This is a genomic window from Sphingomonas sp. CFBP 13706 (assembly GCF_014842355.1).
In the GTDB taxonomy this organism is placed as follows: domain Bacteria; phylum Pseudomonadota; class Alphaproteobacteria; order Sphingomonadales; family Sphingomonadaceae; genus Sphingomonas; species Sphingomonas aerolata.
This window is the reverse complement of sequence record NZ_JACYVM010000003.1, coordinates 429,999-445,222: the sequence shown is the minus strand read 5'-3', so window position 1 is coordinate 445,222 and position 15,224 is coordinate 429,999. Positions and strand designations below refer to the sequence as shown.

The 15,224-nt window shown below is 65.2% G+C and carries 19 protein-coding genes; 12 read left to right on the top strand and 7 right to left on the bottom strand.

The genetic code is table 11. From position 1 onward, the window contains the following. The first annotated feature begins 60 nt into the window (after nt 1–60). The 5 genes from IFS44_RS08745 (at nt 61) to IFS44_RS08725 (ending at nt 2,910) form a co-directional block, all read left to right on the top strand. Nucleotides 61–489, top strand: a complete 429-nt coding sequence (locus tag IFS44_RS08745) for a DUF2946 family protein (RefSeq protein WP_342366381.1) — start codon at nt 61–63, stop codon at nt 487–489. Between the two features lie 181 nt (nt 490–670). Further along, nucleotides 671–1,363, top strand: a complete 693-nt coding sequence (locus IFS44_RS08740; RefSeq protein ID WP_192098187.1) for a superoxide dismutase — start codon at nt 671–673, stop codon at nt 1,361–1,363. 20 nt (nt 1,364–1,383) lie between these two features. Then, on the top strand, nt 1,384–1,860 hold the full coding sequence (locus tag IFS44_RS08735) for a copper chaperone PCu(A)C (RefSeq protein WP_192098186.1): 477 nt from the start codon (nt 1,384–1,386) through the stop codon (nt 1,858–1,860). Further along, on the top strand, nt 1,860–2,480 hold the full coding sequence (locus IFS44_RS08730; protein ID WP_192098185.1) for an SCO family protein: 621 nt from the start codon (nt 1,860–1,862) through the stop codon (nt 2,478–2,480). Before IFS44_RS08735 ends, IFS44_RS08730 begins: the two co-directional genes overlap by 1 nt. 10 nt (nt 2,481–2,490) lie before the next feature. Next, nucleotides 2,491–2,910, top strand: a complete 420-nt coding sequence (locus IFS44_RS08725; RefSeq protein ID WP_192098184.1) for a copper uptake system-associated protein — start codon at nt 2,491–2,493, stop codon at nt 2,908–2,910. A 271-nt stretch (nt 2,911–3,181) separates the two neighbouring features. Here IFS44_RS08725 and IFS44_RS08720 read toward each other — a convergent pair whose 3' ends face one another. Then, a complete protein-coding gene (locus IFS44_RS08720) occupies nt 3,182–3,520 on the bottom strand; it encodes an STN domain-containing protein (RefSeq protein ID WP_192098183.1) in 339 nt (112 codons plus the stop codon). A 271-nt stretch (nt 3,521–3,791) separates the two neighbouring features. On the opposite strand from IFS44_RS08720, the gene IFS44_RS08715 reads away from it, so the two are divergent. Then, nucleotides 3,792–4,931, top strand: coding sequence for a DJ-1/PfpI family protein (locus tag IFS44_RS08715; protein ID WP_192098182.1), 1,140 nt, complete (start codon nt 3,792–3,794; stop codon nt 4,929–4,931). A gap of 12 nt (nt 4,932–4,943) precedes the next feature. Here IFS44_RS08715 and IFS44_RS08710 read toward each other — a convergent pair whose 3' ends face one another. Beyond that, nucleotides 4,944–5,858: a GlxA family transcriptional regulator gene (locus IFS44_RS08710; protein ID WP_197977796.1), complete on the bottom strand. Its 915-nt coding sequence runs from the start codon at nt 5,856–5,858 to the stop codon at nt 4,944–4,946. Here IFS44_RS08710 and IFS44_RS08705 point away from each other — a divergent pair. Next, nucleotides 5,829–6,554: a cysteine hydrolase family protein gene (locus IFS44_RS08705; RefSeq protein ID WP_244650071.1), complete on the top strand. Its 726-nt coding sequence runs from the start codon at nt 5,829–5,831 to the stop codon at nt 6,552–6,554. The two genes, IFS44_RS08710 and IFS44_RS08705, sit on opposite strands and share 30 nt — an antisense overlap. 15 nt (nt 6,555–6,569) lie before the next feature. Beyond that, entirely contained in the window at nt 6,570–7,460 is an 891-nt protein-coding gene (locus IFS44_RS08700) for an MBL fold metallo-hydrolase (protein ID WP_192098180.1), read from the top strand. A gap of 64 nt (nt 7,461–7,524) precedes the next feature. On the opposite strand, the gene IFS44_RS08695 is transcribed toward IFS44_RS08700, so the two are convergent. From IFS44_RS08695 to IFS44_RS08685, 3 genes are read right to left on the bottom strand one after another with little or no spacing between them, the layout of a single operon-like run. Beyond that, nucleotides 7,525–8,121 (bottom strand): cytochrome b, encoded by a 597-nt coding sequence (locus tag IFS44_RS08695; protein WP_244650069.1) that lies wholly within the window; start codon nt 8,119–8,121, stop codon nt 7,525–7,527. Beyond that, a complete protein-coding gene (locus IFS44_RS08690) occupies nt 8,118–8,507 on the bottom strand; it encodes an STN domain-containing protein (protein ID WP_206757827.1) in 390 nt (129 codons plus the stop codon). Before IFS44_RS08690 ends, IFS44_RS08695 begins: the two co-directional genes overlap by 4 nt. Beyond that, entirely contained in the window at nt 8,504–9,232 is a 729-nt protein-coding gene (locus tag IFS44_RS08685; protein ID WP_192098178.1) for a DJ-1/PfpI family protein, read from the bottom strand. The genes IFS44_RS08690 and IFS44_RS08685 overlap by 4 nt, the downstream gene beginning before the upstream one ends. 164 nt (nt 9,233–9,396) lie before the next feature. Between IFS44_RS08685 and IFS44_RS08680 the strand changes: the two genes are divergently transcribed. Beyond that, entirely contained in the window at nt 9,397–10,380 is a 984-nt protein-coding gene (locus IFS44_RS08680; RefSeq protein WP_192098177.1) for a GlxA family transcriptional regulator, read from the top strand. A 595-nt stretch (nt 10,381–10,975) separates the two neighbouring features. Here IFS44_RS08680 and IFS44_RS08675 read toward each other — a convergent pair. Next, a complete protein-coding gene (locus IFS44_RS08675; protein WP_192098176.1) occupies nt 10,976–11,275 on the bottom strand; it encodes an ArsR/SmtB family transcription factor in 300 nt (99 codons plus the stop codon). 142 nt (nt 11,276–11,417) lie between these two features. Between IFS44_RS08675 and IFS44_RS08670 the strand changes: the two genes are divergently transcribed. Together IFS44_RS08670 and IFS44_RS08665 are read left to right on the top strand one after the other, a co-directional pair. Then, nucleotides 11,418–12,209, top strand: coding sequence for a hypothetical protein (locus tag IFS44_RS08670; RefSeq protein WP_192098175.1), 792 nt, complete (start codon nt 11,418–11,420; stop codon nt 12,207–12,209). A 5-nt stretch (nt 12,210–12,214) separates the two neighbouring features. Further along, the gene (locus IFS44_RS08665) at nt 12,215–13,153 is read left to right on the top strand and encodes a DNA polymerase III subunit epsilon (protein WP_192098174.1); all 939 of its coding nucleotides are present in this window, start codon (nt 12,215–12,217) and stop codon (nt 13,151–13,153) included. Here IFS44_RS08665 and IFS44_RS08660 read toward each other — a convergent pair. After that, nucleotides 13,120–13,407 (bottom strand): hypothetical protein, encoded by a 288-nt coding sequence (locus tag IFS44_RS08660; protein WP_192098173.1) that lies wholly within the window; start codon nt 13,405–13,407, stop codon nt 13,120–13,122. The two genes, IFS44_RS08665 and IFS44_RS08660, sit on opposite strands and share 34 nt — an antisense overlap. Before the next feature lie 1,069 nt (nt 13,408–14,476). On the opposite strand from IFS44_RS08660, the gene IFS44_RS08655 reads away from it, so the two are divergent. After that, nucleotides 14,477–15,175: a hypothetical protein gene (locus tag IFS44_RS08655; protein WP_206757826.1), complete on the top strand. Its 699-nt coding sequence runs from the start codon at nt 14,477–14,479 to the stop codon at nt 15,173–15,175. Nucleotides 15,176–15,224: the final 49 nt, after the last annotated feature.

Sequence of the window (15,224 nt, the reverse complement as noted above, 5' to 3'; positions counted from 1 at the left end):
CGTGTCACTAGGGCACAATGCCCAAGTGACACAGCTTCCTGATCACGATAGCTCTCCGACGTGCCCGCGATCCGCCGCCTCCTCGCGCAACGTCATCTTGCCATGCTCCTCTGTGCTGCGGCCTTGCTGTTGAAGCTGGTTGTGCCAACCGGATACATGATCGCGAACGATCGCGGTGCGATTACCATCATTGCTTGCTCGGGCATGACGACCGAAGCGATGGCGATGCCCGGGATGGGCGACGACATGGCCACGATGAAGGCCGCGATGCCCGACCACGCGCCGTCGACCGATCACGGCAAGGTCGAGATACCCTGCGCCTATGCCGGCCTTTCGGCCCAGATCCTCGGCGCCGTCGATCCCGTCATCCTGTTGGCCGCGCTTGCCGTTGTCGCCGCGTCGGCCTTGCTGGCAGCGCCCGGGGCAACGCTGCAACCACATCCATATCTGCGCCCACCGCTGCGTGGACCACCGCTCTCGCTGAACTGACGATCGTCCGCCCAACGGCATGACCGGATGGAGTGGCACTGTCACCACGCACCCAGCGCCTAACCAGGTGCATGCGCAGGCTCGTCGTGTCGATCACCTGACTGAGAGGCGCCCGACATCATGTCGGCGACCGGCCTCTTGCGAACAATCGACAGAGCTTTCCGCGAGAAGGAAATCATTAATGTTTCGCAGCCTGTTTTTCGGGGCAATCGCTCTGTGCGCGGCGGTGCCGTCGTTCGCGCAAGTCGCGCCGGCACCGTTCACGCTTCCCGCGTTACCCTATGCCGCCGATGCGCTTGATCCCGCGATCGACGCGACGACCATGACGATCCACCACGACAAGCATCATCAGGCCTATGTCGCTGCGCTGAACAAGGCCGTGGTGGCCGATCCGTCGCTCGCGGGCCGATCGCTGGAGGCGTTGCTGGGGAAGGCGAGCACGCTCCCGCCGGTCGTCCGGAACAACGCCGGCGGTCATTGGAACCACAGCTTCTTTTGGAAGACGATGACGCCGGCCGCACAGTCCGGGCAGCCTTCCGCCGCGCTCGGGGCCGCAATCGATCGGCAGTTCGGTTCGCTCGCGGCATTCAAGGTCGCCTTCAGGGAAGCCGGTACGAAGCGGTTCGGCTCGGGCTGGGTGTGGCTGGTGGTGAAGGCGGATGGCACGCTCGCCATCACATCCACCCCCAACCAGGATAATCCGCTGATGGATGTCGCCGATGTGAAGGGCACCCCGGTGCTGGGCAACGACGTGTGGGAACACGCCTACTACCTCAAATACCAGAACCGCCGCGCCGACTATCTCGATGGCTGGTGGCAGGTTGTGAATTGGAAGACCGTTTCGGACCGCTTCGCTGCTGCGCGCACGCGCTGAACCCTATCAAAGGAAGTAGAATGACCTATCGCATCGCGCTGGCGCTCGTCGCCACGCTTGCCACCCCTGCCCTTGCGCAGGATGTCCGCAAGGGCTCGCTCACCATCTCGCAGCCCTGGTCGCGGGCTACGTCGCCGCGTGCCACGGTAGGGGCGGGCTTCCTGACGATCCGCAACGCCGGAGCGCAGGCCGACCGGCTGATCTCCGCCACGTCGCCACGCGCGGAGCGGGTCGAGATCCACACGATGTCGATGGATGGCGGGGTCATGCGGATGCGCCAGCTCGTCGATGGCCTCGTAGTGCCGGCCGGTGGCGATGCGACGCTCGCGCCGAGCGGTAATCACATCATGCTGATCGGCCTGAAGTCCCCCCTAAAGGCAGGCGAACGGATTCCTGCGACGCTGCGCTTCGCACGGGCGGGAACAGTGACCGTGCAGTTCGCCACCGGCGGGGCAGGGGATTCAGCGCCGGCCGCGCAGCGTGGGGGGCACAAGTGATGTCGGATGCACGCACGCGCGGGTTGCTGCGCGGTACCGCTCTGGCGACCGTCCTCACGCTCGGGCTCGTCGCGACCGTCACGGGGTGCTCGCGCCAACCCGATGCCGCCGGGAATAGCGGCACGATATCGCAGCGTGCCGGACCAGGCGGTCCGTTCGAACTGGTCGACACCAAGGGGAAGACGGTTACCAACGAGACGCTCAAGGGCAAGCCCTACGCGATCTTCTTCGGCTTCACGCGCTGTCCCGATGTGTGCCCGACGACGATGGCGCGCATGGAACTGCTCCGCAAGCGGCTCGGGAACGACGCGGACAAGATGAACGTCGTGTTCGTGTCCGTCGATCCCGAGCACGACAAGAAGGAGGACGTCGCCAGCTTCCTCTCGATGTTCGATGCGCCGGTGATCGGTTTGACGGGGGATCCCGCCGAGCTGAAGCGGATGGAGAAGTCGTTCAAGATCTACGTCGAGCGCGTGCCCCTGCCGAACGGCGATTACACCATCGACCATACGGCCAGAATACTCCTGTTCGATCGTGACGGGCAATTCGTCGACACGATGGACGCGAAGGAACCGGAGGCTCAGGCGGTCGACAGACTGAAGCGACTGATCGATGCTTAGGTTTCTCGGGATGGCGAGCGCTCTTGCGCTCGCCGGCTGCGGCATTCCGAACACGGCCGTCGACAGAGGACGCATCGCTCAGGCGACCGAAGCGCACTTCGGAAGCGCGCGGTTTCCGATCGAGCTCGGGCCGGTCGTCATCAGTGGCGATCACGCGATCGCCGACTGGACCCAGGGCGACTTCGGCGGTCGGGCATTGTTCGAGCGGGGAACGTACGGCTGGATGCTGGTGCTCTGCAGCGGCGACTCCATCCGGCGGGCGGAGAATCTGAAACGCGCCGGCGTGCCCGACTTCAACGCCGGCTGGATCGCCGACCAGCTCGCCAAGGCGGAAGCCGAACTGCCCCCCGAGCACCTGGCCCGCATGAAGCGCTTCGTCGGCACTGCTCAGGACCACGAGAAATATCTGAGGACACTGGAGACGAAATGAGACCGGATCGATACGGACCGGCTAGACCGATCGCGCATCCACAGATCGACCGTCATGACGTTGGCTCCGCCCTTTCGGCCGTTGCCAGAGACGTCGTGGCATGGCGAGGATTACGGCGGTGCCGGCTCGGCTACCGGCACCGGCCAGGCTGGCAGCCGGCCACGATCGACACGGTGTCGATGTCCCAGGACCCTCACCGCCTTGTTGGCAGCGAAAGCGTTGGGATCAGTTGGCGAGGGGGGCGTACGGATTGCCCCTCGCCAAGTGGCGATCAGTTGCCGGGAACGCGGACGACTTCGAATCCGCCCTTGATCGATCGCATCTGCAGTCCCGTACCGTTCAGCATGGCCTGCAGCGCCTGTTCGGGCACCATGGTACCGACGACCGGCTTCGAGCGCCTGCCCTTGGCCAGCTTGGTCCCGGAAATTGGGCATCGAGTCGTCAGGCGCAGCTGATTGAGCGCCCGATCGAGTCGATCACCCGGAATGGCGATGGCGACGGGTTCGTTCCGGCAGTCGTACCGGAGACCCTCGGCGTCAGCGGTGCCACCGATGCCGGAAACCGTCACGGCCAGTGTCATGGCAACCAGTCGGGCAAAGGACGTGCGCATTCTCTTGATCCTCATATGTGACGATATGGCCATCGCGGTTCGTATGGTGCGACGCCGCTTCCTCCCTAACGTACGGTCATGTCAGTCCCATGAACAGGAACGACTCCTCAGCGACCCGATGACCGGTAGCGAACGCGCGCGCGTCGATGGGGCAGCGGAAGCCATTTCGACAACGTGGCTCTCTATGGCGCAAATGCAGTGATCGACGTCCTTTACGCCATCCCTTGGTTGGCGGACAGGTCGTCGGGCAACGCGGCAGTCAGGAATCCCCATGCAAGACTTCAATCGACGGACGGCACTCATCTCCACGGTGGTTACGCTGGGTGGTCTCGCATTTGCTGGCAGGGCCGCGATCGCCGGACAGGTCGCGAATACGTCCCCGCCGTTCGACGCCTCCAAGAACCCGAATCTTGAGAAGATCGCACCGTACGAACCCAGGTTCGGTCGTTCCAAGCCTCTCGTCGCCATCGTCGGCCTGAACGAAGGCACGATCATCAGCGACTTCTGCATTCCGTTCGGAGTGATGGCACGCTCGGGCGTGGCCGAAGTCGTATCGGTCTCCGTGACCCCGGGTCCGGTGAAGATGCAGCCCCTCACCTTCCAGCTCCAGACGACGGTGGACGCATTCGACGAGCGTCACCCGGAAGGCGCGGACTACATCTTCGTGCCCGCCGTCGAGAACGACAGCGACCCCGGCCTGCTGAAGTGGATCAAGGCCCAGGCTGGCAAGGGCTGCACTGTGATAAGCATCTGCTACGGCGCGATGGCCGTTGCCAATACCGGGCTGTTCGATGGCCATCGGGCGACGTCCCACTACAGCAACGAGGGATTCCGGGCGAAGCGCTTCCCTGACGTGAAGTGGCAGAAGAACATCCGCTACGTCGCCGACGGCAAGGTCGTGTCCAGTGCCGGCGTCAGCGCCTCGATGCCGACCTCGATCGCACTGGTCGAGGCGATTGCCGGCCCCGCGAAGGCTGCTGCGGTCGCTCGTGACGTCGGCATCGACAACTGGAGTTCGCGCCACGACAGCGACGCGTTCCAGTCCGATCCGGGCAATGCGGAAATGCCGGCACGGGATGCGAAGCCCGGCATCACGCTGGGCATTCCGGTCAAGGCGGGCGACGACGAGATCGCCCTCGCGCTGACGGCGGAATCTTACAGCCGGACGGGCAACACCTTCGCCTATGCCGTCGCGCCGGCCAAAACACCGTTGCGACTGGCCCACGGTCTCGTCGTCCTGCCCGACATGGTGGCTGGCTCGGCGAAGGTCGATCGGATGCTGGCCCCTCTCGAGGCGCATCAGGCGACGCGCGCGCTGGACATCGCGCTCGCCGACATCGCCAAGATCTATGGTCCCAAGGCGGCACACAACGTCGCACTGTTCATGGAGTATCCCGGCCCGATCGGCTGAGCGCAGTCGCGATCAGGCCGCTACCCTCCTCCCCGCCGAGAACCGTCGCCGGTAATCGGATGGGGAGAGGCCCACGATGCGGTTAAACACCCTTCGGAACGCGCTGGGATCCACGTAGCCGACCTCCCACCCGACCTGGTCGATGGTCAGCCCGGTATCGCGGAGCTTCGCCTTGGCGTTGGACACCCGGAGTCGCTGCCAGTATTCGGTGGTGGTGTGCCCGGTGGCCTTCTGGAACCGGCGCAGGAACGTCCGGTCTTCTAGACCGGCCTTGGTCGCCAGCGTCGAAACCTCTACGATCTTCCCGTCGGTGTCGTGAAGGAAACGCTGCGCCTTCGCGATCGCATCGTCCTTGTGCCCGATCCTTCGATTGAAGCCGCTGTAATAGCTCTGCTCCCGCCCTGGCGGATCGATCAGGAAGCCGCTCGCCACCTGCATCATCACGGCGTATCCCAGGAAGCGCTGGATGATCGTCAGGCATAGGTCGGTCCACGCCATCACCCCACCGGCGGTGATGATGTCACCGTCATCGATGACGATCCGATCGGTATCCACCTTCGTTCGAGGAAACCGGATGCGAAAGCGATCCTCGTACGTCCAATGCGTCGTGACGGTCCGATGATCGAATAGTCCAGTTTCGCCCAGTACGAACGCCCCCGAGCAGATCGAGGCCAGCACCGCGCCATTTGAGTGCTGCTCCTGCAGCCAGCGCGTGACCGCCGGGTTGGCGCCGTCGCGAGGGCCGCCGAGCGCAGGGGGCAGGATGCAGATCGACGGAGCGGTACTGCAGGGTCGCGAGGAATACGTCCGCACGACCCCGCCCGCAGCACCCGCCGGCGACCAATGACTCACGACGAGTTCGCTCGACTGCGCTGGGTCCTGCTTCGTTGAGGCCGCATGATCGGCGGCGTTCAGCAGGTCGGTCATGCCGAGCACAGCTGCCTGCTGTGCGCCCTCGTACATAAGGATGGCGATTTCCACCATGTCGCTATCAACCCGTTTTTTGTCGCATCCGCCACTGATATGGCAGCCTGCGCGTCGATAGATAGACATCCAGTCAATCTGGAGGAAGAAATGGCCAAGCGCGCCCTGATCGTGGTCGATCTGCAGAACGAATACGGAGCCGACGGCAAGCTGCCGCTGGAAAGGCTGGATCAAGCGGTCGCGAACGCCAAGCGCGTGATCGGCGCGGCGAGGGACGCCGGCGAGGCGATCATCCATATCCGGCATGAGACGCCCGGTTCCGACGTCGGCCCTTTCGCAGTCGGCTCGAACGGCACGCACATCATCGAGGCCGTCGCGCCGATCGACGGCGAGACGGTGTTGACCAAACAATATCCGAACGCGTTCCGCGACACCGGGCTGAAGGTGTTGCTCGAAGAAGGGGGCGTCGAGGACATCGTCCTCGTCGGCGCGATGAGCCACATGTGCATCGACGCGACCGCACGGGCAGCGTTCGATTTCGGCCACGGGGTGACGGTCGTCGGTGATGCATGTGCCACGCGTGCCCTGTCGATCGACGGGGTCGAGGTGCCCGCCGCGCAGGTCCACGCCGCGTTCATGGCCGCGTTGGCCTTCGCCTATGGATCGGTGATGTCCACCGCCGACTTCTTGTCCGCCTGAACCGGAAGGACCATCATGTCACTCCCCGCTTCGCCCAATCCCTCGCGTCGTCAGCTGCTGACCGCGGGGGCCGGTGCCGTCGCCGTCGGTGTTGCGGCGTCCCTGAAGGCCGCCCCGATGCCTGGCGTCGGCAAGAAGGACTCGATCGTCCAGATCCGCAACGCCACGATCCTGGTGGACTATGCCGGCGTGCGGTTCCTGATCGATCCCATGTTCGCCGATCCTGGCGCCTATCCGGGCTTTCCTGGTTCGGCGATGAGCCATCTGCGCAACCCGCTGGTACCCCTGCCCGTTCCGATCGCGGACCTGGCGGCGGCTGACGCAGTGATCGTTACGCATACCCATATCGATCATTGGGACGAGGCCGCGCAGAAGAAGCTGCCGAAGGCTATGCCGATCTTCGTTCAGAATGCTACCGATGCCGCCACGATCCGCGGCCAGGGGTTCACCGATGTGCGGATCATGGCCGCGGATACGTCATTCCGGGGCGTGCAGCTGTCACGGACCGGCGGTCATCACGGCAGTGAGGCGTTGGTGCGGGTCGTGCCCATTCTGGATCCGGTCATGGGCGTGGTGTTCCATCACGCCTCGCGCAAGTCGGTCTACGTGATCGGCGACAGCGTCTGGGATTCGGATGTCGCGCAGGCCATCACGACCTACAAGCCCGAAGTAATCGTCATCAACGCGGGATATGCCCAGCTGATCGACCTCGGACCGATCCTCATGGGGCCGCAGGGCGTATTGTCGGTTCATCGCGCCGCTCCGGCAGCGCAACTGCTCGCGACCCACATGGAAGCGATCAATCACTGCGTCCTCAGCCGAGCCGACCTCGCAGCGTTTGCCAAGAAGGAAGGGTTCGCGCAGCGTCTGCTCATCCCCGCCGATGGGGAGCGGGTCTCGATCTGACCGGCGGGACGGACGACGACGGGAGTGTCGCAGCATCGGCACTCCGTCGTAGTGCGCGTCGGACCTACAGCATGCGCGGCAGCACGTCGCTGCCCTGCTGCCTGTCGAAGTACCGATGCTTCACGACCCCTGCGACGTGAAGTACGACGAAGGCCAGCAGGGTATAGGCCAGGACCTTGTGCACCGACTGGAAGACCGTGAAGCGCGCGTCGTCCTTTGGCAGCAGTTCGGCCACGGGGATGCCGAAGAACGTGACGCCGTCACTGTGGCTGTAGCTGCTCGACATGGCGTAACCCATCAGCGGCACGGCCACGAGCAGCAGATACATGACGGCATGGACGAGCTTCGACAGCTTCCCTTCCCATGGGTCGATCGCGAGCGCGGGTGGTGGGAGGTTCGTTCGCAACCGGATCGTGATCTGGACGACGACGAGGCAGAGGACCAGCAATCCGAAGGACTTGTGGGTCGGGTAGAGTACTCCGTACTTCATGGGCACTGCGTCGTCGAGACTCGTCATCACCCAGCCCGCGCCGAGCATCCCGAAGACGATCACGGCACGGCTCCAGTGCAGAAGGCGCAGGGAGAACGGATAGCGCTCGGCGACCTGTTCAGCGGCGGGGATCATCGGAGACGGAGGTGGCAGGGTCGACGAGCCGGTCATGATCGCCTGCTTACCGAGAATCCGCCGTGAATGGCGGTGCTCTTAAGCGGGGTGCCACGCAGCATGCGTGCGAGCGCCTGGCCAGGCGTCAGTCGCCCCTTCGTCAGCGCCGTCTTCATGCTGCGCGTCGGGCGGCCCCTTACGCGGTCCGTGTCAATCGAAACCGGGCAGCGGGTCTTGCTGGTGAACTCCGCCAATGCCTTGTCCAGCGGCATCGACGCGATCGCGATCCGGACGCGATCGTTCTGGCAATCGTAGAAGCTGGCGTCCTGTGCGCCAGCGGCGCCTGGCAGGATCGTCATGAAACCGAACGCGACGAGGGACAGGATCCTGGCCATTTGAATCTCCATAAGCGGAAGTGACTTGTGACTGATACGATGGCTCACTCGGACGCAAGGAGCGCCGAACGACGATATTGGGCGATGATCGGCCCGATCATGCCTCGGGCGGCGTCCATCATCTCCACCGGGGCATTCTCGACCGTGCCCGTGCGGAAGGGCGGGTGAGGATCATATTCGATGGCGAACTCCGCCAGTTCGCCCGCTTCGCGTCCGAAGGCCTTGGCTGCGACCATCAGCGCGACCTCGAAACTGCCGATGCCGGGGCCTGCAGTGTACAGATTGCCGTCGACCGCCGCGCCCGAACCTGACGCGAGCACCTTTGCGGCTCCGAGATCCTCGAGAAGCCGTTCGGCAGCGAAGTTGCTCGCCACCGTCCGACCTTCGATCAATCCGGCAGCGCCAAGCAGCGCGACGCCGTTGCAGACGCCGATCACATAGCTTGCGCTTCCCGCCGCTCTCCGCGTGAACGCGATGACATCGGGGTCGTTCTGCACTTCGGGCGGATTCATGCCGACTGCGAAGACGTCGAGAGGAGGACAGGTCTCGAACGTCGTCGTCGGAACGGTGGGCCAGGACCGGAAGCCCTCCACTACGTCCCGGTTCTTCCAGATGAAGTGGATCTGCGATCCCGGCATCATCGCCAGGACGGTCTGCACGCCGATGATGTCCATCGGCACGAAGCCGGGTCCGATAAGGATGCCGACGTGAAACGGCGGAACGCCTTCGGGCGCGAGCGCGGCGAGCATGCCGTCGTAGGAGGTGATCTTCATGGCTGATCCCATCGGAGGTGTCAGTTGGCTACGGCCGCACACTACCGCCGCGTCGCGAATGGCTGTAGGGCAATGATCCCTCGATTTCGGCCAAGTACCGGCCAGCCATGACGCCACCGTCCGTATCGCCCAGACCCGACGGCGCGCCGGTTTGAAAGGATGCCATGTCCACGTCGTTCGCCTTCTATCTCTGCGATGGGTTCCAGTTGCTGGATCTGGCCGGTCCGATGGCGGCGCTCGATGCGGCGAACCGTCTTCTGGAGGAGGACTTCTACGGGATCGCGCTTGTCTCTTCGGGAGGAGGGTTCATGCAGGGGGACGCCACCGTCGGCCTGGAGACCCAGCCTGCCGCATCCGTTCCAGCCGATACGGTGGTCGTGGTGGGCGGCCGGATCGATCCCATGCGGAAACCGGACAACGTCGCCGCGATCCGACACGCGGCGAGCGGCGCAGGGAGTGTAGCCAGCATCTGCACCGGCGCGTTCCTGTTGGCCGAGGCCGGGTTTCTGGACGGCCGTCGAGCGACGACCCACTGGCAGTTCGCGCAGACCCTGCAGGAGCAGTATCCGCAGGTGAAGGTGGATGCGGATCGCATCTTCATCAACGATGGTCCCATCTGGACGTCGGCCGGCATGACCGCGGGTATCGACCTGATGCTCGCGCGGATCGAACTCGACCATGGGCCGGAACGGGCGAAGGCCGTGTCCCGCGAACTCGTCGTCTACCACCGCCGTCCGGGTGGGCAGTCGCAATATGCGGCGATCTCCGAAATGGAGCCGCAGACCGACCGCATCCGCAAGGCGCTCACCTTCGCAAGGGACCATCTTTCGGAGTCTCTCCCGATCGAGCGGCTCGCCGAGGCGGCCTGTCTGAGCATGCGCCAGTTCGGTCGTCTTTTTACGAAGGAGACCGGGGAGACGCCGGCAAGAGCCATCGAGCGTCTCAGATGCGAGGCCGCCCGCATCCGTCTGCGCGACGGTCGGGAACCGATCGCGGTCGTGGCACGCGCCGTCGGCTTCGTCGATGCAGAACGGATGCGGTGTGCCTTCGTGCGAAGCTATGGCCATCCGCCGCAGACGCAACGCCGGCTCGACCAGTCGATGGGATCGGGACGCGAGGCCTTCATGTGCTGGCCGCCCTCGAGGTGAGCCCAGCATCGTGACGGTCTGTGGCAACCGGCGAACCGCCTGCGAGCACCCCCTCGCCGATGAGGAGAGGGCTTCGCCGGATTCCGGATGGTGACGACCGCCTTCGGAGAGGAGGCTCCGTGTCGGGTGGTCATCGCGGCCCAGTTGCCGCACGCTACGATGAAGTTCGACCGTCTGCCGTCTGCCGTCTGCCAGCGCGCTTCACGCCGCCGCGGCTATGACCAACGAGTATCCGACCAGCAGCTGAGACCGCGAGCGACGGAGCTCTCGCGGCCGTCACCGCGAACCAGGCGGCCAGACGGCCGACGTGGCAGGGTGCGAAATGTCGTCGTGTGCGGGTCCTTGTCCTGTCGACCGGGCCAGGTGTCCATGCTCGTCACCAGCGCGGTAAGAGCATCCGAGAGACCGAGGGCATCGCGCTGTAGCCACGGCATCGCAACGGTCGACGATCGTGATCGTCGTGACGAGGGATGGGATCACCGCCTTGGGTTCGATCGGGACGAAGAGTCCGTTCCGTCGGCAGGTCATCGTCGCGACGCCGGACGGCGCACCCGCGTCGCTGTCACAGGCGCTGCACCAGAAGCCGTCGGCGCCTTCAGCCGTCGCTACCCGTGGGAGGCTCCGACAGATTCAGCATGGCGACGGCCAACCTGTTCAGTGCGGCGGGGTCCACGCGGTAGTTGACGTCGCGACCCCGTCGCTCGCTTCTCGCCAGGCCGGCGGCGACCAGGGGCTGAAGGTGGTAGCTGACGAGGTTGCGCTGCATCCCCACCGCTTCGGCGAGCGCTACGGGCCCCAGACCCTCGGAGCCCGCGGCTACTAGCCGACGATAGAGCGACAATCTGATCCTCTGCCCTAGCGCGGACATGGACAGGGCAAGGGCGTCATCGGTCATTCTGCCAAGATAGTTGACGTTCTTCCCTGCGTGAACCCAGCACGAAATAATAATGCGCCAAATATTCTTGACGTATCGTTAACCAAGTCCTAACTTGCGAATGCGGGTCGGGAAGATCCGTTCGCAATGGAAGGAACATCGAATGTTGCTGCATCAGTCGAATGACGTGATCGATCCCGCCGAGGCGGCGCTTCTCCAGCTCGGCTTCTCCGCCATGGATGTCGAAGCCCCCGCTCTCCGTTGGGGCTGCGACCCGCTGGATCCGGACGCCACCGCCGACGTCTTCGAACCGACGTCCCCGCGTCGATTGCTGCGATTGGCCATCGCCGCCGCCGACGTCGGTGCGCGGTTCGCACGCGAGGGTCTGGATCACGATCCGGTTGCATGGATGCTGACGCCGCGCGCCGTGTTCGAAGGGTTGACCCCGATGGATGCGTGTCAGGATCTCAAGCACTTCAAGAGGTCGATCGTCCTCCATGCGCTCGGCCTCGGGCTGGACGCCGATCCGGACGCCATCGACGAGCTGCTCGCGGATGGCGGGAACGAGCACGACATCGACGAATCCGATGTTGGGGACGTCGATCCGGGCATCGAGACCTCGTCGGGAAGCAGCGTGGCCGACGGGCTCCTGGCTCGACCGCGGCTGCTGACCGCCTGGCTGGACGTCGAGAAGGGAGGCGGGCGTCTGTTCGCTTTCTGCGCGGTCGTCACCAGCAACCCCGCCGACCTCGTCGAACGGCTGATCGCACGCTACGGCTCCGATGCTGAGAACGCGCAGTTCGACGTCGGCTTCGATCACACCACGCCGTTGGCCACCGCTATGATCAGCGACGCCATGGCGGACACCCTGGCGCTGGCCGCTGCGGATCCGGAGTCGCCGTTGGCGGCGGGGCTCGACGTGGTCGTCGAGCAGCGCTTCGCCGATTGGAACTAGACGACATGGGCAGGGATCGGATCGCGTTGTCGATCAGGGCGGAGGATCTCGCTCTCGCACTCGATCGGCACCACGACTACCGCGTCCAGCAGAGGCTCGCGGTCATGGACCGTCGCGCTTCCGGAGGCGGGCATGCGGACGGCATGGTTGGGCTCGCCCTGGCGATCCATGCGTCCGGCAGCGATCACAGGCGTCACCAGATCGTCGAACTGGCGCTCCAGCGGTTCCGTCTCGACGGACGGGACCGCATCGCCGAAACGGGTAGGCGGCGGACGTGGTTGGAGGAACCGGCGACGCCGATCTCCGTCGCGTCCGCAAGGGACACCGACTTGGTCGACGCGGACCTGATCGGTCGGGCGATCTCGGAAGGGGAAGCGACATCGCTGCTGCTCGACGTCGATTTCGTCGTGGCGCACGGTGCGGCGACCATCCGTCCGTTCGTCGAGCACCGGCTGCCGTTAGGGGCTGGCAGACCGTGGGTCTGCTCGCTCGACGACGTCGATTGGCGCGACGAAGGCTTCGACGGGAGTCGGCTGGCGGAGCTGATCGCGCCGATGGGCTGGTTCTACGAGGCCCACAGAGCCGAAGACGACGTGACGGCACTGCTCCATCTGCTCGATCATACGCTGGGCGACGGAGCAACCGTGGCGGGACGGGCTCTGTCCCGGGCCGGTCGAGCCGATTGGATCGTCGAGGCCGAGGACGTCCCCGTCTCGGCCCAGGACGTGCTGACGGAGCGCGGCTATCGATGGGACGCGTTCCGCAAGGCATGGTCCGCCTCGATCTCCGACGAAGCCGTGTCCGCCGAGATCGCGTGGGCCACGATGATGCTGTACTCCGGGCGGCGGCAGCCCACCGCCCGCAAGATCACCTGGTGCGAACGCTACGCAAGGGTCGGATGCGCCGAGGGTCAGTCCGGCTCCAGCTCCTCGTCCCACTGCTGATGCATCGCGATCATGGCCATGAGGAGCGGACGCATGCGCCAGTTGATGTCGGTGCGGATGCGGTTCGTCAGGGACGTCTCGGCGGACTTGGGCACCGCGGCGAGCGCAGCCGGATACATGGACTTGAGATGGTTGACCGCTTCACGCCCGATGTTGCGTGCCATCTCGTCGAACAGCCGCCGGGCTCTCCGTTCCTGGGTTTCGTGGGGGGCCGCACCGTCGGGTAGCTTCATGATCTCGTTCTGCCGCGTCACTTCTGATTTCCTCATCGTTGATCTTCCGAAAATGCACTTGAACCTCCGATCGTTGGTCCGGCCGCGCGCGACGGACCAACACCGTCCTTGCCTGAATGGGTGAATGCGCCCCTTCCGTAGGTTCCGATCGTCGGTTCCCGACCGACGGGCGCTGAAGCGGCGTCAATGCGCCCGGGCCTGATGGCATGCCGCCGCAGCGCGGTTCCCGATCGGCGTGGATGCCGTCCTCGTCATCCTGCCCCCTGCCCCCTGCCCCCTGCCCAACTGACATGCCTCCGCCTTTGAGGGACCTTAATCTCCAAGGATGCTCCGGCAGAACGGTCCATCCCCACGTGTCGTCCACCGACCCCGTGTTCCATCGTCCGGTCGATCCCGTCGTCGGACCAAACCCTCCGCAAATCCGCCGCCGCGACGTCGGAACGTCGATCCGCACGGATCAACCGCGACGACGACCACTGCGCGGGCCGTGCCCGATCAGCTCGAACCGTCGGCGTGATCTCGCCGGTCATGGCGGTCGATGATGGGAATCGATGGATGCACCCACACGCGAGCGCCGGGGGTGCGTTGCGACCCCGCGCGTGGCACCGCCCCCCGGAATCGAAACAAAACGCCTCCGGACGAACGAGGGGCTTGAAGTCGCAGACTCGATCGGGGTAACCTGCGTTCGCCCGCCAGCCGGTGGGCCGAGGCGTCGAAACCTCGCGATTAGTCCGGTCGCAAGACCGCCGGTTGCTCCTTAGCGACCGGGTGGCGGGCGCGTATGTCCAGGGCCACCTGGCCTAAAGGCGTCCGCGCTCGTTAATCGCGAGTTTCGAACATCCGGTCACCAAGGACCGGCGCCGCCTCGATCACGAGGCGGCGCCGTCGGTGACGAGCGTCGTCCTGTTCAAGGGCGGGCACCATGCGTTCATCCGATTTGAAGCCCCGCCTCTCAGCCATCCGCGACGCTGCGTCGCGCCGTGTGACCTGAAGCTCGGCGCGGCGCGCCCATCCTGAAATCCGGACGTCGGCGACGTCGGAACGGGGGTTCCGGCGAAGGACGCCGCACGTCCTCAACCGGAGAATACCGATGTCGAGAATGAAGAACGGTCTGGCCGCGGTCGCGGTCCTGCTGGTTGCCTGCGGACAGCCCGGTCCGAACGGGGGAACCGCAGACGCCAAGGGCCCGGTGGCCGGCGAGAGGAAACTGGATCTGGCGGGTCTGACGATCGGAATGGATCTTCCGCAGGCGACGTCCGCCCTGAAGTCCGCGGGCTGGGAGGTCGAGACGGGCAAGGGCTACACTTGGGAGCAGGAGGTGAACAACGAACTGTCCCTCCAGAACGCGGGCGGCCGCAAGTTCGACGACAGGATGAAGGGCGTCGGCATGCTGACGGCCCGGAAGGGCGACGAGCGGATCGAGGCGAACTTCCATTCGGCACCGTCTCCGAAGCTCGGGAAGGTCAGCGAGGTCCGCTATTCCGCACCCGCGCCGGGACACACGCCCGAACAGATGATCGCCGGTCTCGCGCGCAGGTACGGGGCGCCTGACAGGTCGGACGCGCCCGGGTTCGCTTCGGGGGCGACATGGTGCGTCGGCGGTGCGGCCTGCGCTGGCGGCCGCGGATTCGGGACGAGGACGGTTCTCATGGGCGGTCAGGCGAGCGCCGGCGGGGGCGGCATCACGATACGGCTGGCTGAAGGGACGGATGCCTTCAACGCATGGCGGGCGGAACTTAAGAAGGCCGAAGCGGCGGTCGGAGGGGCGTCCGGAAGGCCGTCGTACTGAGGGCGCAAGGGGAATGAACAGGCTCGAGGGGGATTGGTCGGTGACGGAT